The 26,371-nt window shown below is 59.6% G+C and carries 19 protein-coding genes and 1 pseudogene; 2 read left to right on the top strand and 18 right to left on the bottom strand.

Translation table 11 applies throughout. The features are described from left to right. Positions 1-3 precede the first annotated feature (3 nt). The 12 genes and pseudogenes from PR017_RS20130 to PR017_RS20075 form a co-directional block, all read right to left on the bottom strand. Positions 4-1,371: a condensation domain-containing protein gene (locus tag PR017_RS20130; RefSeq protein WP_111221312.1), complete on the bottom strand. Its 1,368-nt coding sequence runs from the start codon at positions 1,369-1,371 to the stop codon at positions 4-6. Continuing rightward, on the bottom strand, positions 1,368-3,857 hold the full coding sequence (locus PR017_RS20125) for a condensation domain-containing protein (RefSeq protein WP_111221311.1): 2,490 nt from the start codon (positions 3,855-3,857) through the stop codon (positions 1,368-1,370). Before PR017_RS20125 ends, PR017_RS20130 begins: the two co-directional genes overlap by 4 nt. A gap of 21 nt (positions 3,858-3,878) precedes the next feature. Then, the gene (locus tag PR017_RS20120; protein WP_161959351.1) at positions 3,879-5,537 is read right to left on the bottom strand and encodes an amino acid adenylation domain-containing protein; all 1,659 of its coding nucleotides are present in this window, start codon (positions 5,535-5,537) and stop codon (positions 3,879-3,881) included. Positions 5,538-5,800: 263 nt separating this feature from the next. Continuing rightward, entirely contained in the window at positions 5,801-6,916 is a 1,116-nt protein-coding gene (locus PR017_RS20115) for an isochorismate synthase (protein ID WP_111221309.1), read from the bottom strand. A 198-nt stretch (positions 6,917-7,114) separates the two neighbouring features. Then, a complete protein-coding gene (locus PR017_RS20110) occupies positions 7,115-8,764 on the bottom strand; it encodes a (2,3-dihydroxybenzoyl)adenylate synthase (RefSeq protein ID WP_111221308.1) in 1,650 nt (549 codons plus the stop codon). Then, positions 8,757-9,623 carry an alpha/beta fold hydrolase gene (locus PR017_RS20105; protein WP_111221307.1) on the bottom strand — a complete coding sequence of 289 codons (867 nt, stop codon included), beginning with the start codon at positions 9,621-9,623 and terminating at the stop codon, positions 8,757-8,759. Before PR017_RS20105 ends, PR017_RS20110 begins: the two co-directional genes overlap by 8 nt. Continuing rightward, positions 9,620-11,029 (bottom strand): salicylate synthase, encoded by a 1,410-nt coding sequence (locus PR017_RS20100; RefSeq protein ID WP_206423200.1) that lies wholly within the window; start codon positions 11,027-11,029, stop codon positions 9,620-9,622. The genes PR017_RS20105 and PR017_RS20100 overlap by 4 nt, the downstream gene beginning before the upstream one ends. A 14-nt stretch (positions 11,030-11,043) precedes the next feature. Beyond that, on the bottom strand, positions 11,044-11,289 hold the full coding sequence (locus tag PR017_RS20095) for an MbtH family protein (RefSeq protein WP_111221384.1): 246 nt from the start codon (positions 11,287-11,289) through the stop codon (positions 11,044-11,046). Continuing rightward, positions 11,289-12,668 carry a lysine N(6)-hydroxylase/L-ornithine N(5)-oxygenase family protein gene (locus tag PR017_RS20090; RefSeq protein ID WP_111221305.1) on the bottom strand — a complete coding sequence of 460 codons (1,380 nt, stop codon included), beginning with the start codon at positions 12,666-12,668 and terminating at the stop codon, positions 11,289-11,291. Before PR017_RS20090 ends, PR017_RS20095 begins: the two co-directional genes overlap by 1 nt. A 257-nt stretch (positions 12,669-12,925) precedes the next feature. Further along, a pseudogene (locus PR017_RS20085) lies at positions 12,926-13,147 on the bottom strand (integrase); the annotation flags it as partial. A gap of 47 nt (positions 13,148-13,194) precedes the next feature. Further along, positions 13,195-13,611: a type II toxin-antitoxin system VapC family toxin gene (locus PR017_RS20080; protein WP_111221304.1), complete on the bottom strand. Its 417-nt coding sequence runs from the start codon at positions 13,609-13,611 to the stop codon at positions 13,195-13,197. A gap of 1 nt (position 13,612) precedes the next feature. Next, positions 13,613-13,852 (bottom strand): type II toxin-antitoxin system Phd/YefM family antitoxin, encoded by a 240-nt coding sequence (locus tag PR017_RS20075; RefSeq protein ID WP_111221303.1) that lies wholly within the window; start codon positions 13,850-13,852, stop codon positions 13,613-13,615. 182 nt (positions 13,853-14,034) lie between these two features. Here PR017_RS20075 and PR017_RS20070 point away from each other — a divergent pair, with 182 nt between their 5' ends. Further along, entirely contained in the window at positions 14,035-15,174 is a 1,140-nt protein-coding gene (locus PR017_RS20070; protein ID WP_111221302.1) for an RHE_PE00001 family protein, read from the top strand. Between the two features lie 475 nt (positions 15,175-15,649). Here PR017_RS20070 and PR017_RS20065 read toward each other — a convergent pair whose 3' ends face one another. The 3 genes from PR017_RS20065 to PR017_RS20055 are packed head-to-tail and all read right to left on the bottom strand — an operon-like array spanning position 15,650 to position 19,810. Next, complete coding sequence (locus tag PR017_RS20065; RefSeq protein ID WP_111221301.1) at positions 15,650-16,747, bottom strand: hypothetical protein; 1,098 nt, start codon at positions 16,745-16,747, stop codon at positions 15,650-15,652. Then, complete coding sequence (locus tag PR017_RS20060) at positions 16,740-18,653, bottom strand: hypothetical protein (RefSeq protein ID WP_111221300.1); 1,914 nt, start codon at positions 18,651-18,653, stop codon at positions 16,740-16,742. Before PR017_RS20060 ends, PR017_RS20065 begins: the two co-directional genes overlap by 8 nt. A 2-nt stretch (positions 18,654-18,655) precedes the next feature. Beyond that, the gene (locus PR017_RS20055) at positions 18,656-19,810 is read right to left on the bottom strand and encodes a phosphoribosyltransferase-like protein (protein ID WP_111221383.1); all 1,155 of its coding nucleotides are present in this window, start codon (positions 19,808-19,810) and stop codon (positions 18,656-18,658) included. A gap of 411 nt (positions 19,811-20,221) precedes the next feature. On the opposite strand from PR017_RS20055, the gene PR017_RS20050 reads away from it, so the two are divergent. Then, positions 20,222-21,847 carry a patatin-like phospholipase family protein gene (locus tag PR017_RS20050; protein WP_240539054.1) on the top strand — a complete coding sequence of 542 codons (1,626 nt, stop codon included), beginning with the start codon at positions 20,222-20,224 and terminating at the stop codon, positions 21,845-21,847. A gap of 260 nt (positions 21,848-22,107) precedes the next feature. On the opposite strand, the gene PR017_RS20045 is transcribed toward PR017_RS20050, so the two are convergent. Genes PR017_RS20045 through PR017_RS20035 form a run of 3 tightly spaced genes read right to left on the bottom strand, consistent with a single transcriptional unit; the run spans position 22,108 to position 26,304 of the window. After that, on the bottom strand, positions 22,108-23,238 hold the full coding sequence (locus tag PR017_RS20045; RefSeq protein WP_133255627.1) for a hypothetical protein: 1,131 nt from the start codon (positions 23,236-23,238) through the stop codon (positions 22,108-22,110). Further along, entirely contained in the window at positions 23,231-25,138 is a 1,908-nt protein-coding gene (locus tag PR017_RS20040) for an ORC-CDC6 family AAA ATPase (RefSeq protein ID WP_111221296.1), read from the bottom strand. Before PR017_RS20040 ends, PR017_RS20045 begins: the two co-directional genes overlap by 8 nt. Beyond that, positions 25,135-26,304, bottom strand: a complete 1,170-nt coding sequence (locus tag PR017_RS20035) for a phosphoribosyltransferase-like protein (protein ID WP_133255626.1) — start codon at positions 26,302-26,304, stop codon at positions 25,135-25,137. The genes PR017_RS20040 and PR017_RS20035 overlap by 4 nt, the downstream gene beginning before the upstream one ends. Between the last annotated feature and the right edge of the window lie 67 nt (positions 26,305-26,371).

The following is a 26,371-nucleotide window of genomic DNA, read 5'->3' as shown; positions in this document are numbered from 1 at the left end:
ATTTTACCAGACCTCTTGGACTGCATCGCGGATGGTGTTGTCCAGCTGCGAAAGGAGTTCGGTGATGGTTTCGCTGCAGAAGGCGTTCCGGGCGTAGGTGGCCTCGACATCGATGACGGTTTGCGCGCCGCGGCCGCGCACGAAGACTTCCAAGCCCAGTGGAACGAGGGGAAACTGCGTCGCGTCGTTGTGAAGGCGCTGCCATCGGGTAGCGATGCCCGGGAGGCGCGGGCCTTCCGTTCCGCTCGGAATGAAGACGACCAGTGAATCGAACAGGTTGGGCGGCGCCGCGATCTCCTGGCCGCCAAGGGCTTCGACGACGGTTTCGTAAGGCAGATTGCGATGGGCAAAGCCTGCGTCGAATTCCGCGGCGGTTGCCCTGATCAGCGTTCGGGAGGCCGACGCGCTGCCGACCGGCAGGCGAAGCACGATGTGGTTGGCGAAATTGCCGATGAGGTTTTCCGCCTCGATATGATCGCGGGTCAGCACCGTCGTGCCAACCGTTACCTCGTCGGCGTCTTTCCTGGAGAGCACTGCGGCCCAGCAGGCCAGGAAGGCAATGAAGGGCGTCACCCTGTGGCTGGCGGCAAGGCGCGTCAGGTCAAGCGATGACGCCAGCCGGTAATCGACGCGGCCGGCCGATTCCGGGTCGGCTGCAATGTCGCCGGTGTTCGTCCTCAATGTCTTCGGCGGACGGGGAGCGGCGAGGCGGCGTATCCAGTATTCCCTGTCATCGTCGGCAATCCGGGGCTGACGGTTTCGGTCCCATTCTGCGATGTCGGCATAGTGAACGAGCAGCGCCGGAGGGTTGGCCGCGCCCGCCTCGTAAGCCCTTTCCAGTTCCTTCGAGAACAAGTCGAAGGTGGCTCCGTCCCAGATGATATGATGCACGACGAGCGCAAACATGATCTCGTCGACACCGGTGCGGAAGAACAGCAGTCTGAGAGGCGCCTCCGTCTCCAGGTCGAACGGCGTGAGCAACGAGGCCTTGGCCAGCGCCATGGCTTCTTCGCCGGAGACATTGGCGAACGACTTTGGAACCCGCATGGATTGCCTGATGTGCTGATAGGCAACGCCATCCGGGCCGCCATGGTAGGTGGTCCGAAGGATTTCGTGCCGCTCCACGATGCGATCGACGGCTGCTGCAATCCTGTTCTCGTCCACCTGTCCATTGAATGTGATGACAAGACCGAGATTGTTGCTGACGCTCCCTGGAAACGCCTGCTGATACAGCCAGGTTTGCTGCTGGGCAGAGGAGAGAACGGCCTGGCGAGGATCGGCCCGGCGCGGAATGCCATCGCCTTTCGCCGCTCCCCCCAGCCCCGCCGATGCGAGCCGCTGCCGAAGCAGCGTTTGGCGGTCCGCGATCATGCCGCCGTTCCGCTCTGCCGGGAGCTCGTGTCGGACGCCGTCTCGCCGAGATGGCTGGCGACCTCGTCATCGGACATGGCTCGGATTTCGAGGACGATGGACGCCACTTCGTCCAGCCTGGCGGGATCGCCGTCCTTGCGGAGCTGTTCCGCAAGCTCGGCAATGGTGGGAGAGCGAAACAGGGCGCGGAGCGTCACCGCGTTTGTGTCGAGCTCTTCCCGCAATCTCGAGACCACTCTTGCCGCCAGCAGGGAATCGCCTCCCAGCGCGATGAACTCCTCGTTCACGCCAATATTTTCCAGACCTAGAATTTCCTCCCATGCGCCGGCAAGGACGCGCTCGAGATCGGTGCGGGGCGCGACATGGTCGGATCGCTCTGATTTGGCCGAGATCAATCGGTCCAGGGCGTCCGAGTTCGCCCCACCATCGGCGTTACGCGGCAAGCGGTCGACGACGATGATCCGGCTCGGCAGGAGATGCGATGGAATCCGCCTTGCGAGCTGGGCGCGAAACGCCTTGCCTGTCATTCTGGTATCCGCTTCCGTGGACGGTTCAAACGCGACCACAGCGACAAGGCTCTCGTCATGCCGCACCACGGCGACCTCGCCTATGCGACCATCGGATCGTATCGCGTCCTCCACCTCCACGGGCCATACCGGAATTCCGTGGACGTCCACGCGCTCGTCATCGTCACCGAGCAGCCTGACCCCTCCGCTTTCGTCCGCGCGTCCCCATGGCCGGCGACCCTGCTCGTCTTCGCCGGCAAACAGCAGGCGGCCCGCGACATGATCGGGACGATCGCATCCCGCGGCATCAACGATCCGGACATCGCGATCGCCAGACCGGCGACGCTGCGCGTTTGCGGTGGAAATCCGAATGGGTCGATTCCATGCCGCGGGTTCGTCGATAACCTCGCGCAAGACCTGTTCGAACGCGGTGAACATGGCATCGACAACGCCCGGCGCCAGGGCATCTTCGCGGGTGTCCCAGTTCACCAGCAGTCCATCCTCGAATTCGGTGACCTGCGCATCAAGAAGAACTTGCGGACCTTGCGAGATGACCCAGACGGGCCGGCCGACGACGGCGGTGACAGCAGGCGCGAAAAGCTCGCCAAGCCCCAGCGCGCTTGTGAACACGACCGGCGCCAGTACCGTTTCGCCCCGTTGGCGGCCGAGATCGCGCAGCACATCGAGACCGGTATGGGATGCATGCGCTGCATCGGCATGCATGCGGGCCTGCAGCGCCCGGACCCTGTCGACAAATGTCAGCGGCTGCCGCAGATCGACCTCGAGCATGACCGAGCTGGAGAAATCGCCAACGATCCGATCGATATCGGGGTGGTTAGCCGCGCGATCGAACATCGGGACATTGAGCAGGAAGTGATCCGTCGTGCTCCAATGCCCGACCACTTCGGAAAGCACGGTCGCCACGGTCATGGCCACGGTCACGCCGTTGCGACGGGCAATTTCGGTAAGCTGCTGCTTTTGTCCGGGTGCCAGCCAGAGATGCCGGCGCGCAACTCTGGGGGTTGCATCTCGAGACGTCGCTTCGATCACTTCGGGCAGGATCGGCGCCCCCGGTAATGTCGGCAATCGCTCTCGCCAGGCTTCGGCGGCCTGGTGTACGCGCTGTGCGTGGCCGGATCGCGTGCCTGCGAGATAGTCCCGGTAATTTAGGCCGAGGGGCGGAAGGTTCAGGGAAGGCGAGCCGTAGAGCGCCGCGAAGTCGGCGAGCAGGATCCGATAGCTGACGGCATCGGCGGCGATCATGTCGACATCGAGATGGAGGCGCGTCGCGCCATCGGGCAGCAGGGTCAGCGCGACCGACATGACTTCGCCATTGTCGATATCGAGGGCCTGATGGGAGAAGGCATCGCGCATGCGGGACAGATGATCTTGCACTTCGGCCTCGGAATGTCCGCGCATGTCGTGCACGGCAAGCAAGGCGGAAAGCTTCGCCAATACTTCCTGCCTCCCGTCCGAGGTGATGCGGGTGCGCAGCGTTTCATGGCGCTCCAGCACACGCTCCAGCGCAGCCTTCAGCCTGTTCGCATCGATTGCCGGATCGGTGCCGGTGGGGGGATGATCGAACTCCGCATAGAGATGGGCAGCAACGCCACCGAGCCTCTGCCCCGCACTTCGTCCCACCCAATAGGCGTGTTGCATCACGCCCAGCTGTGTCGGCTCGCTATTGGCCCCGCCTTCATCGGGGGCATCCGCCGTATGACCGCTTGCCGGTTCGGCGCCGTCGTCTGCGGCCTTTTCGCTGCCGACCAGTCTGTCCCATGCCGCAAGGGTCGGCTCCCGCGCTAAATCCCCAAAGCTGACCTGCAGCCCGCCACGCCGCAGGCGATTGACAAGCCGCAGAAGTCCGACCGAATCCAGCCCGGCTTCAAATAGGTTTTCGCCATCGGAAATGGTCGCTGGTTCCTCGCCGAGAATTTCGACGACGACATCACGTATCCACCGCTCGTTGCTTATGTTCATCTGTTGTTTCCTCGGTGATGACTAGGGACGATTGCCCAGGCGGCGGCGCAGCAATTCCTCGCGAAGATTCGCCCTACCCGTCTTTCGCGGCGGAGGCGGGGGCAGCGCGGCCCGGTCTAGTTTTCTGTTGGGGGTAAGGGGAAGTGCTGCCAGCAGCATGATGTGGCTGGGAACAAGATGCGCCGGCAGCAGGCGCGCCAGGTGTACCCGCAGACCCCGCTCGTCGAGCGTCCCGCCGGCCACGACGACATAGGCCGCGAGGCAGTCCTCACCTTCGTTTCCGTCAGGATCCGGCTTGACGGTGACCGCACTCGCTGTGACGCCCTGATAGGCATCGAGCGCTGCCTCAACTTCGTTCGGCTCGATCCGGAACCCCCTCAATGAGAGCTGGGTATCGGCGCGGCCGATGAAATTCAGGTTGCCGCGAAGGGGCCGCACGAGGTCTCCCGTCCGATAGAGCCGGCCGCCGTGGCTGTCCGGATCGGCCACGAAGCGCGTGGCGGTCAGGGCGGGACGGTCGAAGTAGCCGCGCGATACCTGCGCACCGCCCAGATAGAGTTCGCCCACCTGGCCGTCGGCGACCGGACGCAATCCCTCGTCGAAAACATGATCGCGAAAGCCCGGCAGTGGCCGGCCGATCGGGCTTTCGCTGGAGGCGAGGCTCATCTCCGGTAGGATATCGATCGCAGTGACGTGCACGGTCGTCTCGGTTATCCCATACATGTTGACCATGCGCGGTCGGGACGGACGGCGGGCGAACCAGGCGGACAGTCTTGCCGGATCCAGCGCCTCGCCGCCGAATATGACCAGCCTCAGAGCGTCGAGCGCCTTCGCGCCATCGGCGTCGGCCCGCTCCAGCGATGCAAAGGAAGACGGGGTCTGATTGAGGACGGTGACCCGCTCGGCTTCCAGCAGCGCCAGGAACTCATCGCCGGACCATGTCGCTTCCGATGGAACGACGACCGTGCGTCCTCCGGTCAGCAGCGGCGCCCAGATCTCCCAGACCGAGAAGTCGAATGCGTAGGAATGAAATGCGGTCCAGACATCGGCGGGACCCAGGTCGAACATCGGTATCGTGGCGTCGAGAAGCGTCAGGACACACCGGTGCGAAACGACTACCCCCTTTGCACGGCCCGTGGAGCCGGAGGTATAGATGACATAGGCCGGCTGATCGGGATGCAGGCCTGAAAGACGCTCGCTATCCCGAATGGGGGAGGCATCCCATGTCCCTTCCTCCTCGTTGGCGAAGAGATCGAGCCGAGGCAGGTCATTCTCCGGGATCGGGACGCCGAGAGCGCTGATGATCGTCACCGGCCTGGCGTCCGACAGGAGATAGTCGAGGCGCGCGGCAGGATAGGCGGGATCGAGAGGCAGGTAGGCGGCACCGGACTTCAGGACGGCGAGAAGGGCGACGATCAGATCGGTCGAACGCGGCAGGGAGACGCCGACGATGCGATCCGGGCCGGCACCTGCCGCGATCAGCCTTCGTGCCAGCCGGTTCGCGCTTGCTTCGAGCTCCGCGTAGCTCAGCGATCGTTCCATGGACGTGACGGCAATCGCCTTGGGATAGCGGACAGCGAAATGCGCAAATCTTTCCGGAAGAGTGCTCATCTCGCCCTCCCGGGGAAGGTGGATTCCGGCCGGACCGGCATGGTCGATGCGCTGCTGTATCGTCGGCATGCGTAGCCTCTTTGATGGCCTGAAATGATGGGTTTTCATGTCGCGTCAGCGACGCGACCTCTTGAACAGCACCCGGCTTACTGACGGGTGCCGACAACACAAAGTCCTCCCTCGCTGCAGCGAAGAACGATCGCTTCCTCTGCTCTTTGACGTCGCTCGGTAGCGCCAGGATGCAGACGAGTTATAATCAAACGGGACGGTCCCGTCTAGCGAATGTTGACTAAAATTCTCATATATTAGAGGCGCACCTATCCACGACAGCGTTATCCCAGCGCATTGATGAAGGTTTGCAGCTTGGTTCTGGTTTCCAGGTATTCCGTTTCCGGATCGGAGCCCGCAACGATGCCAGCCCCTGCAAACACGGTCGCCCTGTTTCCGTTGACGATCCCGCATCGCAGGGCGAGAACCCACTCGCCGTTTCCCTCCGCGTCCATCCATCCGACGAGACCGGCGTAGAATCCGCGGTCGCACTCCTCTAATTCCGCGATCGCCCGCCGAGCGGCGTCCTTTGGCCAACCGCCGACGGCGGGCGTCGGATGAAGAGCGTAGGCAAGGGCGATGGGCGATACATTCTCCCGCAGCATGCCGGTGATGTAGGTTCCCAGGTGCCAGATGACCGGCGTCTGCACCAGTTGCGGTTCACTGGGCACGTCGACCTTGTCGGCGAATTGTCGGAATGTCTCGCCAACGGACTGGACGACCAGCGAATGCTCCGCCAGATCCTTTTTTGAGCGCAAAAGTCCGCGGGCGGCCTCCTCGTCCGCCAGTGCATTCACGGCGCGGGGTATGGAGCCTGCCAGGGGCGTGCTGCGTATCCTGCCTCTGTCGCTGCTTAACACCAGTTCCGGGCTCGCGCCCAGCAACACGGAGGATGTCCTTTCGTTACCATCCGGCAGATCCACCCGGTAGACATAGGCGCTGCCGTTCCGGGTGCACAGGCGGGTGTAGACTGCATCGATATCGATCGGCGCGCCGAAATCGACCGTCACGCTGCGCGCAAGTACGACCTTCTCCAAGTCACCCGACTCGATCCGCCTGAGCGCTTCCGTGACGCTCTCCCGATAGGCGGGAGGGTCGTCGCCATGGACCTCGAAGGCGTTGCTCCGTGCGTCCTGCGGAAGCGGCGTCGCTTGGTAGTCCGTGCTGAATTCGACTTCCTCGGGAATGTAGAAGACAGCCTGCGCGCCGGCGTCGAAGGGCACCAGGCCGACGACGATTGGCTTGGTGGCGTTGTGCGTCTTGTCGTTCATGGCCGTCATAGCGACCGCGACGGCCGCCGCGACGGAAGCGCCGTCCGAACCTTTTGGGCATATGCGCTGAGCGACGCCGCGGGTGCGCAGCCGGTATTCAGGCGTTGTCAGATCGAACCGGGCATTCATATGACTATCTCCGTATAATCATCGGGGGGATACGTTGTTCATGTCCAGCTACGGCCCCTTGCGACCCACGCGTCCGTCAATCGGTCCCGACCAAGGCGGCATGTCTGGAGGGCGTAATCGTCCTGGCTGCAGCGCCGTAGGCGGCTGCACCCATCTTGGACAGTTGCTGCGTATGCTGGTCGTCGAGGGTGGTGCGGCCTAGGCCGGCGCGCCCGTCGGGTCCGGCAAGGCCTCGCCGAACCATTCCAGGAGACGCTTCCGGTCGATCTTGCCGAAGCGCGTCAGGGGGATTTCATCGACGATGCGAATGGTATCGGGAAACTTGTAGGTCGCCACGCCGCGGCTCCTCAGAAAATCCCTGAGATCGCGCAGGCTTGGCGGCCTCTCGACCGGGCGCACGATGGCGCACGACGCCTGGCCAAGGTTGACGTCGGGCACGCCTATCACGGCGATATCCCGCACGGCCGGGTGATCGAGCAGATACTCCTCAATCTCGACCGACGAGAATTTTTCGGCTCCGCGATTGATCTGGTCGCCGGCGCGCCCTTCGACGACCAGATGGCCCGTGGGAAGCCGGCGCACCAGATCTCCGGTGCGATAGAAACCATCGGCGGTGAAGGCGCGCAAGTTGACTTCGGGCGCCGCCCCATAGGCGCGGATCGTATAGGGACCGCGCGTCCAGAGTTCGCCGACGTCGCCGTCCGACACATCGGCGCCCAGTTCGTCCACCAGGCGGATCTCGTCATGCGGCGACAGCGGCCGGCCCTGGGTCGTTTCCACCAAATCGACCGGATCCTCGTCCCGCGTGAAATTCAGCAGTCCTTCCGCCATTCCGAAGACCTGCTGGACGCGCACGCCCAGGAAACCATGGATGCGGGCGGCGACGGACGGGGCGAGCTTTGCGCCGCCGACCTGGAGAACGCGCAGGCTGGACAGATCGGCATCATCGAATTCGCGCGCCTCCAGCCACAGTGCCGCCAAGGTGGGAACCGCAGCCGTGACGGTCACCCGGTGCCTTGCGATCAGCGAGAAGACGGTGTCCGGACTGGGCTCCCGCGCAAGCACCACGGTGCCGCCGGCGATGAAGGTGCCAAGTATGCCGGGGCAGGCGAGGGGAAAGTTATGCGCCGCGGAGAGGCTTGCGAGATAGACCGTGGCGCCGTCGAAGCCGCAGAGTTCGGCGCTGGCGCGCGCGTTGTATTCGTAGTCGTTGTGGGTTCGGGGAATGAGCTTGGGAAGCCCGCCGGTTCCGCCCGAATGCAGGAAGAGCGCGACAGACGAGGCATCAATATCCTCGATTTCCGCAGGTTCGGCTTCCAGACCGACAAGCTTGCCATAGCTTTTCAACGCGGGATCACCGCCGGTGTCGCCCACGACGAGGATCTGGCGCAGCGACGGCGCGGCCTGCTTCACGCGGCGCGCAAGCGATCGGAAATCATAGCTCGCCTCGACGTCGGCGACCGCATAGGCGACGGCTCCCGACCCCCGGGCGAGATGGCTGACCTCCTGTTCCCGGTGGGTCGGAAGCACCATGACGGGGATCACGCCTGCCCGGATCGACCCGAGCAGCAGGGTGACGAGCTCGATAACATTGGGCAGTTGCAGGATGAACCGGTCACCGCGCTGCAGACCCCATTTGCGCAACGCCGATGCCACCCGGTCCGTCGTCCGATCAAGCTCCGCATAAGTCAGCTGCCGTCCAGCAGTATCGATGAGCGCAATCTTGTCCGGATTGATCCGCGTCTGCTCGCGGACGGAAGCCGTGAGGTCCTTCCCGCGCCAGTAGCCCAGTTCGCGATAGCGTTCGGCCAATTCAAGCGGCCACGTCCGTAAAGTCGTTTCAGGCATGTTGCACCCCGGTATCCGCTGAAGCTTCGACCGCACCGGCCCGAGCGGGCCGCCGTCTGAGATAGTCGATGATGAGGCGGTTCGTCTCTTCAGGTCTTTCGAGGTACCCGAAGTGGCCCGCATCGGCGATTTCCACGTATTCCGCGCCCGGGACGACATCCGCCACCTCCCGGCTCAGGCGGGGTGGTATGGCGGCGTCGTCTGCAAAGCCGACGACCAGCATCGGAACGGAGATGGTCCGGTAGTCGGGGCGGCGATCGTCGAGGAACTGCGACAGCAGCAGCTGCGCTTTGTGTCCGGCGGTGATCCGTCCGTCATCGAATGCAAACATATCAAGCCAGTCCTGGGCCCGACCTTCGTCGCAAAGGGTTGCAGGCGACAGGTACTGCAACGCCATGACGGCGGCACGATAGTCGGCGGGTGGCGGTAAGCCGCTTTCGGCGAGTGCGATCTCGCCGCGCGTCATAGCCTGCTGCACGGGATCCAGACGGGCATGCGCGGCAAGCGCAACGACGCTGGACAGAAGATCGGGTCTGGCGAGCGCCGTCTCGACTACGATCCTGGCGCCGAGCGAAGTGCCGATCAGCGATACCCTGGTGCAGCCCAGGTGCTCGATCAACCCGACGACATCCTGGACCATGTCCGCCATCGTGAATCCGTCGGGGCATTCGTCCGTTGGCGGAATTCCCCGGTTGTTCATGGACACGACCCTGAAGCCGGCAGCCGTGAGCGCCGGCGTCTGGTGCACGTGCCAGACGCGGGCAGGGCTTCCCGTTCCCATCACCAGCAGCACCGTGTGGCCGGAGCCGCCGGTATCCTCGTAGGCGATGCGAATGCCGTTGATTTGAGCTGTGATCACGCGACGCTCCCGGCTCGTGCGACGAGGAAGCGGCTGACGCTGCGCATCTTCTCGCGCGTCTCCTCGAGCTCGCGTTCAGGATCGGACTGCGAGACGAGGCCGGCGCCGGCGCGAAGCCAGGTGGTTCCCCCGGCCTGGTAGACCGATCGCAGAACGAGGGCCGCATCCAGTCCGCCCTGGCTGTCTATGGACAGAACGGCGCCGCTGTAGAGCCCTCGGGGCGTATCCTCGCGGAGGCCTATCTCCCTGCACGCGTCGCGCTTGGGAATTCCCGATGCGGTCACTGCCGGAAAGACGCTGCCAAAGGCATCCCAGCAGCTGGCGTCCTTCCGCAGCTGGCCGCGGACACGCGAGGCCAGATGCTGAACGCTGCCCCTGGCAACGACATCCATGAAATCCTCGACGAACACCGTTCCCGGCTCGCTGACCTCGGCAATTTCGTCCTGCGCCAGCTTGACCGACAGGGCGTGTTCATAGATCTCCTTGGGATCACAGAGGAGTTCCTCCCGCAGCGCGGCATCGCGTTTAGACTGACCCGTCCAGGCACGCGTGCCGGCAAGCGGCTGCGCGGCGATGGCGCCGGTCGCCGAGACCTCGATGATTGCTCCCGGGCTGACGCCCGCCGCCGCAATGCCGCCAAGCCGCAGCAGGAAGGACCGCGCTGGCGTATTATGGCGACGAAGCATCTGGTAGCTGGCGACCAGATCGATATCCTGAGATACAGACACCCGACGCGAGAGGATGACCTTGCGAAGCCTGATGCCGTCGATCGACCTGATAGCACCGCGGGCCGCATCGACATAACCGCTAGTGTCGCTGATCTCGTCCACCTGCACGATTTTGGCAGGTTCCTCCAGCCTTGCCTCGCGCAGCGCCGCCTCCCAAAGATCGGCGATGTCAGGATCGGAGACAACGATCTTTGCCTCGCCGGCGCGGATCCGTGCCTCATGTTGCGGCAGAACGAGATAGAGCAGCGTTCCGGCATGATCGCCGATAGGCAGGCTTTGCAACAGGTAGGAGAGTTCGAACGCCGCCCAGCCGAAGATGCGCAGCTGTTCGCCCTTGTCATGGGAAAGAACGCTCGCCACCATCGCCCGAACCTGATGCAGCGGTCGGTCGGTAAGAGGCTCGGTTCGAGAGCCAGCAGGCGTCGTCAAATGAAGGCCCGCCCGATCCAGCCGGATCTCCGTCGCGCAACCCGCCGCAAATACGATCTCCCCGGCCTTTTCGTAGAGGATGTAAGGCTGCGGCTCCGCGCCGGTACCATCTTGCCGTCTTTCCGGCACGTGCGAAACGCTGCCGTCCACGGCCCGGGCAAGGGCGCCTGCCGCGGTGAAGACATCCACGGTCAGAGGCACCATGCGCGTCGTTCCCGGTTGCGCTATGCCTGATGTGATAAGCGTCATGGCGAAGCTTCCTTCTACAGGCTGCCCGGACCCGATGCCGAGGCGGCCAGCTGGTCGCGCAGAGATTTCGGCCGCATGTCCGTCCATGTCCTGTCGATCCAATCGAGCACCTGCTGGCGCGGTGCGCCGTCGGGCGCGCCATGAACGACGCTCCAGCCATTGGGAACGGCCTTGAAGGTCGGCCAGAGCGAATACTGCTCCTCGTCATTGACTAGGGCATAGAAAACGCCGTTCGGGTCATCGAATGGATTTACGGACATCATAGGGCTCCCAAGGTCTTGCGTTCGACTGTTTGTTCGCAGGGCTCGCACCTCGTGTCGGCCGCGATGGCGTCCAGGATGTCGGCGGATCGCATCGCGACATTGGACAGCAGCGACGACGTCAATCCGTGGCTGTGCTGAACGCCGCCATTCAGATAGATGCGCCCGGGTATGGTCGGAAGTTCAAGCGAATAATCCCGGTTCACGAGGGGAAGGGGACCATCGAAGGCATTGTCCGCGTCGATACCCGATCCAAGCATGTCCCGCAGGTCGAATGGCTGAAAGCCTGTTGCGAAGACGATGGCGTCGAATTTCAACTGCGAGTGATGTCTGCCGCCGATATCGCGGATGACGGCAGAGACTCCGTCCTCGTTTTCGACCACCTGTTCGACATCGGTCGTCCTGTGTATGTGCAGACGCCTGAACCCGCCGACCGTCTCGTCATATTCCCGCCGGTACAGATCATTGATCAGGTCCGCATCGACGGCCGAGTAGTTCGTCGGCCAATGATAGGCAAGCAGCCTCTTCTTGAGTTCGGGAGGCGCCGTATAGAATTCGTCTACCGATGAAGGATCGAAGATGCGGTTGACATAGGGCGTATCGTCGGAAGGCGAGTAGCCGAAGCGCCTGAGAGATGCGTGGACCTCGGCATCGCCGCAGGTTTCATGGAGATATGCCACGACTTCGGCAGCACTTTGTCCGGCTCCCACCACGAGAAACCGCCGGTTCGGCTTGGACGGCAGTTTCTTTAGGTTCGGAAGAAGGTTGCAATTGTGGAATATCCGCAGACTGGGAACGATGCCCTCCGGCAGTGCCGGCCGATAGCCTACCCCGACGACGATATTGCGGGCATGAATCGTCTCGATGGGCACATTGATGTCGGCGCTCCGCGCAACGCTCACCGCGAAACGACCGCCGCGCCATTCAATACCCCGCGCTACAGCGCCGTAGGAAACCGGGACGGATATCCGGTCGGCGGCCCAACGAAGGTAGTCGTGGAATTCCCTGCGGGATGGGAAAAACGTCTTGAGATTGATGAAGTCGGACAGCCTTTGCCTTTCATGAAGATAATTCACGAAGGTGTATCGACTTGTGGGGGTTCGTAGGGAAACAAGGTCCTTGAGAAAGCTGATCTGCATGGTGACGTTCGGCAGGAGCATCCCGTCATGCCAGCAGAATTCCGACTTTGCCTCGACGAAGCGCGACGTCAACGCCTTCTCGCCGTCCGTGTCCCGGCTGCGTTCCTCTATGGCGATCGCAAGGCCCAGATTGGCGGGGCCGAACCCAATTCCGAGGATATCTACCTCGTCGGAAACGGGTTCCCTCGATGCTCGACCTCTCGAATGATCGGATTCGATGCGCTGTTGTATCCTCGGCATATAAAGCCTCTCTGATGCCTTTGAACTGACTTCCGGGCTGTGCGGCGATGGTGCAAAGTCCGGGAAAACTCCCAGCAAGGAATGGGCGTTGGCGATTGTCCAATCTGAGGGGGCAAGGGCACGTCCGCATTCTTTCGACCGTGTGTACCAACCTCTCGGCCACCTTATAATCAAACGGGACGGTCCCGTCTAGTCATTGTTGAGTAAAATAGTCATATTTTGTGTGGCGATCAGTTTCGCTTGGTGTTTTGCTTTCAATGATGGGCGACGAATTTGAGGAGAAGGGCTTCGGGTGCAGGCCAGGGTAGAGATCTTCCCGTCGCCGCCAGGCACCAAGCTTGAAGATAAGCCAGATCAGACGTCAGAGCCCGAAAGAGTGTTTTCGCCCATTCCCTCGTTGACCAGATGGCGCAGCGTTTCTGATCAATCAACAGTTCGGCGAGTTCGTCGCGCCGATCGAGCGGAAGGACAGCAGCGATCTTGTGAGTTCATGGGCCGACGATCGACTGCGTCACCGGTTGGCCGATCAGTCGCCATGCGCGAAGGGCCCGAGAACCGTGACGCCCTCCTTGCGGGCGGCAGCAGCGAGCTTGCGATCAAGCGTGGCAAGCGCAATGCTGCGGTTAAGGGCGAGCGCCAGATAGGCAGCATCATAGGCGCTCAGACTGTGGTTGGCGGCCAGAAGCAGCACATAACCATCTCCGCCAATGCCTGCATCATCCAGCGGCAAACGGCGCACACGCTCCATGTTGACCAGAGCACCCCCGACGACGATGCGACCGCGGCGTTCGGACATGGCAAGAATGTTGCGGATCTCGAAGAAGAACCGCGACGGGACAGGGCTGGGGGCCTCGATCGTGGCGATCACTGTCTCGGCTGCGTCAGAATACTCCTCCGGCAGCAACCAGGCCGCCGCCATCGAGGCATCGAGAACGAACGCCATATCAGCGGCGGCCTTCGCCGCGCCACGACAGGATCTCGTCATGCGTCACCGCTGCCGCCTTCGATCGCGCGGCGCGGACTTCGGCGAGCAGCAATTGAAGATCGCTTTCCTTGCGCATACGGGTGACGTGGGCGATCGGGTCGTTGCCGCGGGCGATGACGAAATCTTCGCCGGCCTCGACGCGAGCGAGAAGATCGGACAGATGGGTCTTTGCTTCTAAGATTCTCACGGTCGTCGTCATCTACTCGAACCTCTCAACTTGGCTTGAAGCACCAAAACAGAGACCCCGAAAAGGTTGGTCAAGCAGTTGGTCTGCTCACCTCCGATAAGGCGTACTTATCGATGGTTAGGATGCCAACGCTCGATCATACTATGTGAGGAATACTAACTTTGAGATAGAGTTCCTTTAGCAAATCATTTACCATAATTTCAATGGCTTACGATCTTACGAAAATCAGCATGACAGCTCTGATGCGGCCGGCTTTCGACGCCTGTGTCGCGCTCGCGCGTCTCGACGAGCGCATCGCCCGCTCGCCCGTCGGCGCGGGCTTCCTCGAACGATCCCAGTTCACCGACGCCTGCGCCTCGCTGTGGATCGACGGCGAGCTCGTCCATCTTGAAGACCTCGTCCTTCACGACGCCACCCGCGACATCCGTACGCCCACCCACGAACTGACCATTGCTCGCGACGTGTTGCGAACCCGCAGGCGCATCGCCATGCAATCGCCGGATTGGGCACTGTCGGCCGAGGGTATCCGGACTTTGCGACAAACATCGGACATCAATTCGGCCGGCGCGGGCGAGGGGAAGACTGCCGTCGTCATTCGCCCGGTGGCGCCGATAACTCCGGAAGGGGAGGGGGACGATGGTGATGACGCGGAGAATTTACCCGGCGTCGACTATGCCGCCATCGATGCGGTGCTCGCCCGATCGGAGGCCGCGATCGAGAACGCAACACGGCCCGGTCGCGCCGGCGCGGCGGAAAAAGATGCGATGATCTACGATCTCGACTGGGACGAGGACGCGCGGCTCGAGGAATGGCACGCTGTGTTGCGGCAGGCCGAAAACTTGCCGGCGGTGCTGCAGGCTATCGTCGCCCTCGATGCCTGGAACGAGCTTTTCGTGCTTCAGCATGCCCCTTGGCTTGGCCGGCTGTTTTCCGCCTCGATCCTGCGCCAGGCCGGTCTCACCACCGGCGCGCATCTCGCCGCCGTCAATCTCGGCCTGAAAACCATCCCCGTCGACCGGCGCCGCCATCGCGACCGCGAAACCCGCCTGCTCGCCATTGCCCACGGTCTGTTGGCGGCCGCCGAGCTCGGTCTGAAAGAGCATGACCGGCTCGCGTTGGCGCGCACTATGTTCGAGCGAAAGCTGGACGGACGCCGGACGTCTTCAAAGCTGCCGGAGCTGGTCGAGCTGGTGATGGCAACGCCATTGGTGTCGGCCGGGATGGTGGCGAAGACACTCGACGTCACGCCACAGGCGGCGCGGCGGATCGTTTTGGAGCTCGGCTTGAGAGAGATGACGGGGAGGGGGAGGTTTCGGGCATGGGGCGTGATGTGACTCCAACGCCCTGTTCTACGCCGCGGGTTTCCCAGGCTTGATTCAGTATTTTCGCCAGCCGCGCAGCCTTGCCTTGCGGCAGGAAACGGCCACAGGGTTGCTGAACGACATCCTACGTATCCGGGCAGTGGGATATTTCCAGCCGATAACGCGAACGAACTGTGAAAGTCTTCAGCATGGGAGGCGCCACGTCACGATTGCTGCCTCCGTCGCGCAGTCTTAATAGCGTCAGCGCCACGCAACCCAACTCCGCGGCGCCCTGTCCCTAGGTGACGACCCTCATTTCTCTTTGCCTTCGGCGTGGAGACATTGCGCGAGCCCAGCCGAACATTGAGGCGCATGAGGATGCAGGTCTGCTCAGCAGCAATCTGCCTAGAAGAGTCACCGCCCGGCGCGGCGGAGACGTCGAAGACGACGTGGGATCGGCCTATCGATGAGAGCTACGGACTCCGCCGCATTGTCAAAATGCATCGGATCACGCCACTCCGCCGTGTTCATAATTTTGATATAGAGGTCCAGACAGGATCAAATGAACAGTCATATCCGGCGACTCAGCCGATGGAAGCTCCTGAGGATCAAAGAGATAGCTTTCGGTCTCGATATATTGGACCGCCATGTCGTGTTCTATCGCTGCCATCAAGGCACCCGCGACAAGCACCTTGCTACCAACTGGGGTCAATATCATCCGCGGCTCGTATGTTCCTCGCATGGTGCGATCAAACCGAGATTTCAATGTTGTCAATGTTCGGTAACAGTCTAGAGGATTGCGCTCTGAAGCGTACACGATATCACGGGGGTCAACCTCCCATTCATCCACCAACGCAGTCCGATATTCGGCAAGCAAATCGTCAGCTCGCCTGGGATTGCGCGAAGGAAATGGTAGGAGGGGGCAAATTTTGTAGCACCGCCCCACCGCAATGCCGATCTGAGTCAGCGAAGACGAGCGGCCCGGCGCGAGCTGAGGAATCCAGACCTGAGCCACGTCGTGATTTTCGTCTTGCACAGAAGGTGCAAAGCCGCGGACCATTGTCGGTCTACTCGAAGGGATACTCGATATCTGATCGTCCAACTCAGGATTGGACACCATCATTAGGTGGAAAGAGCGATTACTTGTCTGCTCGCAGTCCTCAAGCAGCATTCTCGCTACCGGGAAAGCTATCCCAATGGACAATGCGCTAAGGTCAAGGATGACATCAGTGATATCGTCGCCAACTGGATTCTGCTCTAAACTAGCGATGATCCGGGCACCGCCTACAGGCGCACCATCGTCTGCAAACACATCGATGCTGACAATCTTGGAATTTTGGACTATGGCACGTAAGGAGACCTCGTTCGCGTTCGCCTTGTCCAAGAGTTCATGCGACGGCCCTGGTCTTTCTTCCCGAATAAACAATGCAGATAAGCGGTTGCCCAATGTCGAGGAGAGCATCTGAGGGATTCGCCTTGATCTTGGATCGAAGCCAGCGGCCGCGACGAGCAGTACCCTTCTCTGCGGATCATGGAAGTATTCCTCAACGAAACCTTCGACCTCGGTATCAAAATTAGCAATACAATTCGACCAGTGACTACGCATTTGATGCGCCTGTCACAAAGCGAATGTAGTCAAGGGTTTTTGGTAGAAAACCGCCGCGATTGAACGTTAAGCCGTATGCGAGATTAACCGTTCCGGTCAATTCAACGAGTGCCCACTGTTTGCCACCCTGACCATAGTTTCGTTCGATCGTGACCGCGCCATTGGCGATTGCATGCTTCAGAACCGAGCCAACTTCATCGTCAGTGGACAAAGCCTCCATTTCTTCTTCCAAAACAGCTATAGCATTTGCTCCGGGCCCAAGAGGGGCATTAGGTAGTAGGGACTCCTCCCTACATTCCTGCCCCATCGCGTCCACAAGATCCCGGACGCGCTGAGCATTGGGGAACGCCCAAGCGTCCATCATTGCTTTTGCCTTCTTAGTGAGGATCGATTGCTGGCTTCGGGCAGGAAGCGGTAAAGGATTGTTTCGAATTGCCCGGGTCTCGATGTTGGCCACGAGCTCGCCAGCGAACTGAAGAAAAACCTCAGCGTTTTCATTACTTGCATCGCATATCGCGTCTACACCATAGTGGAGCGGCCGGTCATACTCGTGATATAGATGGAGGCGTGCGCCATGAGCCACATCGGAGTCTGCTTTCAACGGCGTGCGAGGATCAGGGTCGATTTCCTCAAACAATGAGGGCGTAGCTCTCGCGATGCGGATAGCGTAGCGGTGAAGCAAGATCCTAGTCATAGCTAAAGCAACTTCTGGCCGATCATCGTAGGATTTTGTCCGCTTGATGTATTCATCGACGAGGCTGTCAATCTCCTTACGCCGAGACGGGCCAATGGACAGCTTGGCTTGATCTTTATCGACCTTTAAAGAAAGTTCTTTGATCTGTCCCGGGGTGAGCTTAGGAGGCTCTGCAGGAAGTAGGCGATCGACGTCAGTTGCGTTACGATTTCGGAGGGCTTCGATCATCGGAAGGTAACGCTTTGCCATATCGCGTGCCATGGTTCTAAACTGTTTTCTCGCAGCTTCTTTCTTTTCATCTCCCTGCATTCGGATATCGACGAAGTCACGACCCTTGGCACGATTGTGGGTTGGCTGGGTACCTGTGGAGCGAAGAACAGCACCAGGACTCAAAGCATCAAGTCGCATCATCATCCAGCGGCCGAACTTCATCTCTCTGTGAGACAGCATTTCAAACATCGCTTGGAGCTGTTCATGATGCAGCGCGTGGACGTCGTCGAGCATTACAAGGGGACTTAACTCGATTTCCTCACCCATCCAATCAATTCGAATTTTGCTGATAGCATCGAATGGAGCATAGGGCGCTATAGCGTCGGCGGGAAGGTTCTCAAGCTTTGGCGCGCGAAGACCTGCACCGACGGAGTAAATTGCGCGCTGTACGGCGAGCGCGCGATCACGAATTCCGATGGCGGTTAGACCTCCGATCTGTTCAAGATGAGCTTCATAGGTTGCGCGGGGTATAAATTGAATATCAACGATGTCCCGTGTCTTATTGGCCGTGAGACTACGGATCAAACCCAGCATTGCCCTCGCCTGAACTAGCCAAAAAGCAAGTTTCGTCTTCACCGCAGGTTCGTACGGAAGCTCCCAAAAGTCGCGGTATTCCGACTCCATCGGAATGCGAACAGCTGCAACGTGAGGTTTTCCTTCCTTTAGAAACCCCGCTTGTCCTAATGCATCTGCAAGCGCACGATTGATGGGATTACTTTCATCCTGCAAAATGGTTTCTACCATTCTGAACTCGGCGAGTGTCGCGAGCATTGTTTTGCCGCTGCCAGGTGCGCCGATGATTCTAACCGGCACCTCGAACATATCGTCTTTATGCTTATTGGTGGCTAGGAAAGTAGTAAGCGGCGCGGGACTGACGATCGACAAGAAGGACTCATCTTCGCGCACATACTCTGTTGCTCTTCTTAAAAATGGATTTGCCATGTTCAACCGTGCCTGTCACGACGATGAAAAAGAGGTCGCATAGGAAACCCTTCTTGACCTGCAGTTTCGGCCCAAAGCAACGGGATGGAATTGTTCGGGGTGTTATGCTCCAAAACTACTGGCAATGCGCAATTTGCATAACCGAATTTCATGTCAAGCTGGCCGGCTTCACGACAATGTTTCTCAAGCCGGATGAAAAGCCCATGGTCATAATAGCGCCTGCAGATGTCGACTACCGGCGGGTCTGAAGCGCGCACTGGCGTCATTGCGCCAGTTCCAGCATTAACCCTACCCAATGCCAAGTCCACAGGAAGTCGCATTCCCTCAGTGATCACGACGTCACCGAAACTTCTGTTCTTAAGCTGCACTTTTGCCTCATCGAGCCGCATCAAGAGAGCTTCGCGTGCCTGGGTAGTCGATACATAATGATGGATATGAAGCGTGTATCCGGCAGCCAGGGGAAAATCATTTTTGAGACGACCTCTCGCATCCTGCACAATTTTTTCGAACTTCGCGAGCTTCCCTTTCGGCTTACCCTCTGGAAAGCGGATAAACGTTGTCCCTGACGCGGTGAAATCGTCGATCAGATAAACGTCATCGAAAACGGCGTCAGGGCCTTCTTCGCTACGAAGGTCCTCTGCGAGGCTCTTCCATTTCTCGTCATCGACATTCATCATTGGGACCACTTGTTCTTGCGACAATCGACCAGCATTTGCCCTGCGTAGAACATCGATGCGGCTCCCATCGCTTAGGCCAACGAAAAGGCATCGTCTTAGCCGATGAGCGAAAGTTCTCGCTGCTGCCGCTGTCTGCCAGACCTCATATGGCTTGATACCCAACTCGCCTGCCACGGCCCGCCGAACGTACGGCGTGACAACCTCCGGAATGAACGTCTCAATGACGCGATGCATTTCGAGTCCAGAGATGTAGACTAGACGGGTTTTGATGAAATGATATGCCGTAGGGCGATCAGCGTCCTCGAACTGCCTCAACCAAGATACGAGGCTTTCAAGGAATCGAACGCCAGCACGGAAGTCCGCATAGCCATCGTACTTCATTGCAGACATGAGTCGAAGCCACGCATACTCTTGCGTTGCGACCTCATTGTCCCACTTCATGACGTCGGCGATCAAATTTAGCGCAAGCGTGTTTATCATCGTCCGACCATGCTTTAGTTGAGCCACTGGGGCAATATCTACGGTGTAAGTAGACAGTCTGCTCAACCGATTTTTCAAACTCATGCGCATTGTCACGGACTTGAGTAACTGCGCCTTACGCAGCGACGATTACGCCACAAACGCATGAGGAGGGCCAAAGAAGCGGCCTAGCATCGGAGGTAGTGGTTTCTTTCACTTCCACACCGATTTAACAGCACTCCCCATTCGATGCCATGTGTTGATGAACATAAGGCCTAAACAAGCGAGTATTACGTATGGCCTGCCTTCTCTAACCTCACGTCGCAGCCGCAGCTGGGCTTCCGCCTTGAAAGTGCATCTGGTAGAAGGCTGCGCTCTTTCCCGGTTCCCATGGAAGTTGCCGAATTACGGCCATGAAGCTTTAAAACAAGTTTGATAACCCCTATGCAACCTAAGCAAAGAATCTACTGCATTTTTGAGGGAGCTGGAGCGAGAGGCTTGGGCCACGTTGGCGCTTTCCGCGCGCTGTCGAAACAGGACGTCGAGTTCGTTGGTTTTGCCGGAACATCTGCCGGCGCCATTGTCGCAACGCTTGCAGCCTGCGGTTATTCAGGTGAGGAGTTGTTTTCCGTCGCCCACAAGACGAACATCCTGGATCGCCTTGACCTTGATCGCCGCAATTCCAGTGTCTCCTCGACAAAACAACCGGCCGGAACGCCGGCCAACCTCTTCGGCAGGGATTCCTGGTACAGATTGCAGCTGGTCCGCCTGGTTTTAAAAAGCCGGCAAATCTGCGTGTTCCTGGCGATCGCGGGCCTGATTTTTTTAGTCGCAGGCCTGATCTTTTATCCGCAGCTTGCTCTGATCGCGGTGCTGGCGTCATTCGCCGCACTCTGGCTGGCAGCCCGCATGGCGGTTGCTGGCTTTGTCAGCCTCGACGTCGTGAAGCGCGCGCTCGATCAGCTCATTGCCATGAAATGCCGGGGACGGCGTGATGGAAGCCCTCCGACGTTTCGCGATCTGGCTATGGCGGGCTTTCCACCCTTGAAGATCGTCGCGGCCAACATATCCGAACAAGAGCTTATGGTGTTCTCGGCGGAAACAACCCCGGACGCCGCGGTTTCCGATGCAGTGTGTGCCTCAATTGCAATCCCCTGCGTGTTCAAACCACGGCGCATTAATAACAACTGGTTCATGGATGGCGGACTGGTATCGAACCTGCCGGCCTGGACCTTTGACGATGAGCGGTCGATCGATCGCGATGCTTTGACAGCGGCAATTGAAATAGGGGTCACTCCCAGCAAAAATCGGACGCCAGGCTGGACAATCGGATCGATGCTCGGAACGATGATCTTCGGGGCGGGCCTTCTCAACAAGCGTGGTGTCGAGAGACTGACCGCCGAGCGATTGACCGTGAACATCGGACTCCTCGACTTCGATGTCGGCCGTGAGAGAGCCTCCGAGATCATTTCCGAGACTGAGCAATATTGCGAGGGTAGCCTCATTGCTCGGATGATAGAGCTGCCGCGGATCATCAACGACAATTGCGAGAGTGTCTCAAGGCGCTGCCACGGATTGATATCTGCTTCCTACGCTGCCGCCGGTTTGGACGAAGCAGAATTCGCAACCCGCATTGCCATAGCGATCCCTGTCGCACCTCGATACCGGACCGTCCGGCTCGAATTCAGTTCTGGATATACCGATCTTTCGGACGAACGCATCACGCTTCCCCTGGAGCGGTCCCTGATCGGACGATCCTGGAACGAAAATGAGACGCTTTATGCATCAAAAAGCGATCCCGCAGTCTGGAACGAGAGCCTGACGGCTCCACAGGATCGATGGCTTCGCAAGCTGATCTGGAAGGATCTGAATTGGGTCTTGTGCGTTCCCGTAAAGATTGACGAGCAAACGAGGGTTATCATCACCCTGGACAGCGACAAGGCGCTCGCTTTTAACCAGGATGCCCAACAGGAGTTGCTGAACGCCCTAGAAGAACTTATATTGCAGGAGTTCCAGTTCTTGAAGAATGTCGAAAGGGAGTTGCTCCATGGCCGTTAAAATGCTTTCGCGGGGTCCAACTGGCGGTCCGACCCCCGGTTCAAGCGAGGCAGTGCGGCAGGCAGTGCGGACCAAATCGTCGGAATATGCTTCGGCGCCCACCGACCACGGCAGGCAAGCGTCGGAACTCGCCAAGAAAATACGCGAGGTGGAGACAAAGACCGACAAAAACGGTCAATGGACGGTGCGCGGTCGTGCAACGAAGCCGGGTTTGTTCAAATAGGGTGACCCGCCATTCTCCGGCTGCGGTTCAGTACTGATTAAATTTCCCACTCACCCCGGATCCACATCGAATAAAGTTCGAATTCCGGCTCCATGCCTTGATCCGGATCTCCATAGACCGCGGTCTCAACGTACGGAATGCCAACGTCGAGTGGGGGGCCGCTGATCTGACCATATTTATGGTCGTAGCAGGCGAGAAGAACCCCGATAGACAGCAGTTTCGAAGAGACCGGCGACACAAATGCCTTGCAACCGCCGAGCTTGTTCAGGGCTCGACGGTAACGGTCCATGGCCTGGAACAGCTGTTTGTAAGCTTCGAACGGATTATATTCGCAGGCAAGGAGGACGTTTTTCGGCTCAATCTGAAATTCGTCGAACAGGATTGCCCGGTGCTCATTGACGATCTCATCACCGCGGCGGGCATTGCGGGTGGGGAACGGTATGACCGGGCAAATCTCATCTGGGTCGACCTCCGCGCGGATTAGGTCGAGGCGCTCGTGCTGACGCTCTCCCAAGACCGGAAACCAGACCCGGGGCCAGTTTTCGGTTCCCTGCGCTGTCAATTGCCCTGAAAATCCAGCGACCAGCGTCACGGCGTCGCTCAGGCTGCCGCCCTGGGCGCCCAGGTCGGCAGCAACGCTTTCTGCGGTTGTCACGTGAAGATTGACATTAGGTCCGCCTGTTTTGGCCATTTGATCAAGATTATAGAGGATCTGCGCGACGGCCGTCAGCGCCACCATGCGCGGCATGGCACTTATGTCAATCACGACATCGTCAAAGCCGGAGCAGCTTCCTGCGCCCTTGATCGCGGCTTGCGTGTTCCGCGATGTTGCTGCGGATCCCGCCGGGCCGCCTATTTTTATGTCGATGCGCTTGATGGCTGCATTGCCGAAGAGTGCGACCAAGCCGTTGTAATTGTCCAGCGTCAGTTTGGCGCGCAAGGGACTGTCGGCTAGCCCGTTGTCGAATGCCAGAAGCCAGATTTGGAGAACCGCCCCCGCCGCTTGAAGTCGGCTGGCGGTTGCGAGCGCACGGACATCGAACCCACGGCCGAGAACCAGCAGCATCTTGCGCGGCCGCGCGGCCACATGGGCTTTCCAGAACGTGTCGAAATCGCCATCTCGGGTGAGGGAATATGGATCCCAGCGCATCATTGTTTCGTCAGACAAGCGTCGGTCCCTCTGGTGACTTTTCTGCGGCGCCCCGGTCCTGCCACTGTACGAGATCGCGGAGCGATTTCGGCCTCCAGCCGCCATATCCAAGCGGAAGGCCGAAATGCACACAGAGAAGTCTGTTCAGGTAAAAGACGACATACGACTTGTTGTTGTTTTGATGATCGAGCCGAGGCACCAGCAGGTTCATCCCGACCAGCGAGGTGAGGACGTCTCTCAGAGCGAGGAAATGCTTGATTTCGTCATCTGGGCGATCAATCAGCGTGGCGCGGTCCTGCATGGTGATCGCTATTCCGGTGACACCAGGCGCGTAAGGTGCGGTACTGCGGAATGTCTGATGCTGGCAGAAGCTGCCAATGCCCTCAAGTAGCCGGCGCGCTTCATATCCTCTGGGAAGACGGCGCGGCAGCCCGTCCCAGCGGGATTTTGCGACCTCCCTGATGAGGGTGTCCTGCCGTTCAGGAGAAAGCGGCATCGGCTTGTCGCGATGAAACCTGATTTTGGCAGTGATTTCCTCGAAGAGTTCACCGGCGACTTCAAGATATTGGTCGACGTTGAACGACGAGACTGCGGCTAGTGCATCACGGCCGAAATAGACAGGCGCATCGAGCTCGGTGCGAAGAAAGTGTTCTGCAGCGCGCTCTGTTCCGCTGCCCCCGCGCTTGTCAAACTCGGCCGAGGTGAGTGAATCGAAGTCGAAAGAGCCCTGGGCACGGGTGGAATCGCGGTCGATCAAAATTTTCGTCGTGCGCCAACGCAACGCCCGGTCCATGACGGAGCCACGGTGTTGACGAGCCTCGTCGATCCACACATCGTAGCGGTTGCCGGACCCGTTCGCCCTGACAATATCCGCTTCCATGCTGGCAATCTTCGTCTCGATCCGTTCCTCCCATTCTGAAAGGTCGTCTCGCTCGGCGATGAGTGAGAAGAAATCGCGGCCCTCGAAACCATCGGCTTTTTCAGCGCGGAGATTGGCGATCGCTTCTACGAATTTGCCGAATGTCTTGGTGCGCGCGCCGCTCCAGCGGCGTTCGAGCTGGATGACACCCTCGTAGTCGCGTTCCTTGAGCGCGCCCTCCGACAGGAGATCACGGTGGGTCAGTGCTTCAAGACGCTCTGCTATCCAAACGCCGCATTGTTCACGGGCATCGGTCACGAACTCGATCAGGCTGGTTCTCTGTGATGCCGCCAGCGTCTGAAGTTCATCAAGCAGAAGGACGCGCTTGGCCTCGACACGCCCATGATTGTCGATGATCTCCGCATGCGCGAACCACTTCAGCCCGTCGAGCCGGGCATGTCCGCCCTTGACGGGCGCCGGGTCGCCGAGCTCGTCCATCCGGTCGTAAAAGCCGCGTTCGATCTGCGACGCCCAATCGAACAGTTCTTTTCCGGATGCCTTGGCTGGAATGGTCGCTCCCGATTCCGGTTGCCATTGGAAATGAATCCGTTCCAGGTCGTCCGGAAACTGTCGCTCGGCACGCTCAAGCACCGCTCGCAAAGTGGCAATGACGATCCGGGAATTGACCAGCTCACGGAATAGCACATTGCCCTTATCGAATTCGGCAAGATCCTTGTACTCGCGGGTGAAACTCACCATTGTTCCAAGAAGGGCCGGGCCATCCGTCCCGAGGGCACCAACCTCCCGCAAACCTTCCTGCGTGGCCTTAACCTGGGGGTTGGCGTCGGCGAGCTGGCTCGTCAGTCGCAGGGGACGGGGTGTCATCAGCCGCAAAAACGTCGTCTTCCCGCCGCCTGGCGCGCTTCGCAAAAATACGAGGCCACCCCAAGGGTCATTGATCGGCGACATCAGATCGAGTGCGCCGGCACCAAACAGCTTGACGAACTCCTCATCGCTAACGGAGCGCTGCGATGCGCGCAGACGAAACGGATTTCTCATTGCCGCTTCCTATGACGGCTGACCCGCGGGAACAACCCGCGGACCCGCTGGATATCTTCGGCCCAGAGCAGGAAAATTGAATTATTCGGAGTGTTGTGACTTAAAATCACCGGCAGCCGACCGTCCGCATATCCGAGCCGCTTCGAAGTGCCGCCGACGGCACCATGCTCATCGTCCACATCAGGATCGAAATACCGATCCTGATTGGCGAGCGCTAGAATGCCGGCATCCCGTTGATCGTCCAGCCGAAGGGACGGTCCCAGCCGGTGGACAACCTCAAAGACGATCGTGCCCTTGGAGAAGGTCAGTTTTGGCAGGAGTTTCTTGATGTGATCGATCGCCTGGTCGGACGCGATATAAACGACGATGATCAGGACGAGGCCGGTTTCCGCGACAGCGCCACCCAATGCTTCGCGTGACTCAAGCATCTCGACAATCTTGGGAATTTTGCCATCGAACTCAAGCGTCTCCTCATCCTGCCTGATGGCACTGGTGCCACTGGCAGAGAAATCGTCGAGAAGTACAATATATTGGAAGCAGACCTGGTCTTCTGACGGCTCATGGTCGAGGATCGACCTCAGGTCTTTGCGAAGCTTGGAACGCATGTTTTCCGCTTTTGCGTTCGAGACGTCATAAGCGTGGAAAACCTGTTCGTTCGACATATCCTGCGGATTGGCGCGTCGGAACCAGTCCGTTCTCGCGCCATCGCTCATACCGAGCACCAGGGTTCTGCGCAATCGCATTCGATATTCAGGCGTCTCGACGATCGCCTTTATGCGTTGCGGGTTCATCCCCAGTTCCTGCGCAACATCGGCAATTATGCGCGGCCTGATTATAGTCGGAAAGGTCAGCTGTACAAGATGGTTCATTTCGTTCGTCGATACGAAAACCAAACGATTGCAAATGAAATCATACGCGGTTCGTCGCTCGGCCCCAGGGTCGAATTGGCCAAGCCAAAGCGCCAGACTTTCGACGAAACGTCGACCCGGCGAGAATTGCTGATATTCGTCGTATTTGTAGCTTGCGAAACTTTCGAGGCGGGCTCGTTCGGTCGCTTTTTCAGCGTCCGACCAGTCCATAATTTTCGCAAGAAGGGCTTCGGCCAGCTCCTTCTTCACGTGACCTCGCCCCCCTGCGTAAGCCGGCAATGATGCAGACTGAAACAACCCTACCGAAAGCTATGCGCAATCCCACACGCCCAAGCAAGGTGCTTCAGGGTGTTATCCGTTGTAT

Origin of the sequence: Rhizobium tumorigenes (genome assembly GCF_003240565.2) — a bacterium.
Lineage (GTDB): Bacteria > Pseudomonadota > Alphaproteobacteria > Rhizobiales > Rhizobiaceae > Rhizobium > Rhizobium tumorigenes.
This window is presented reverse-complemented; position numbering and strand designations above follow the sequence as displayed.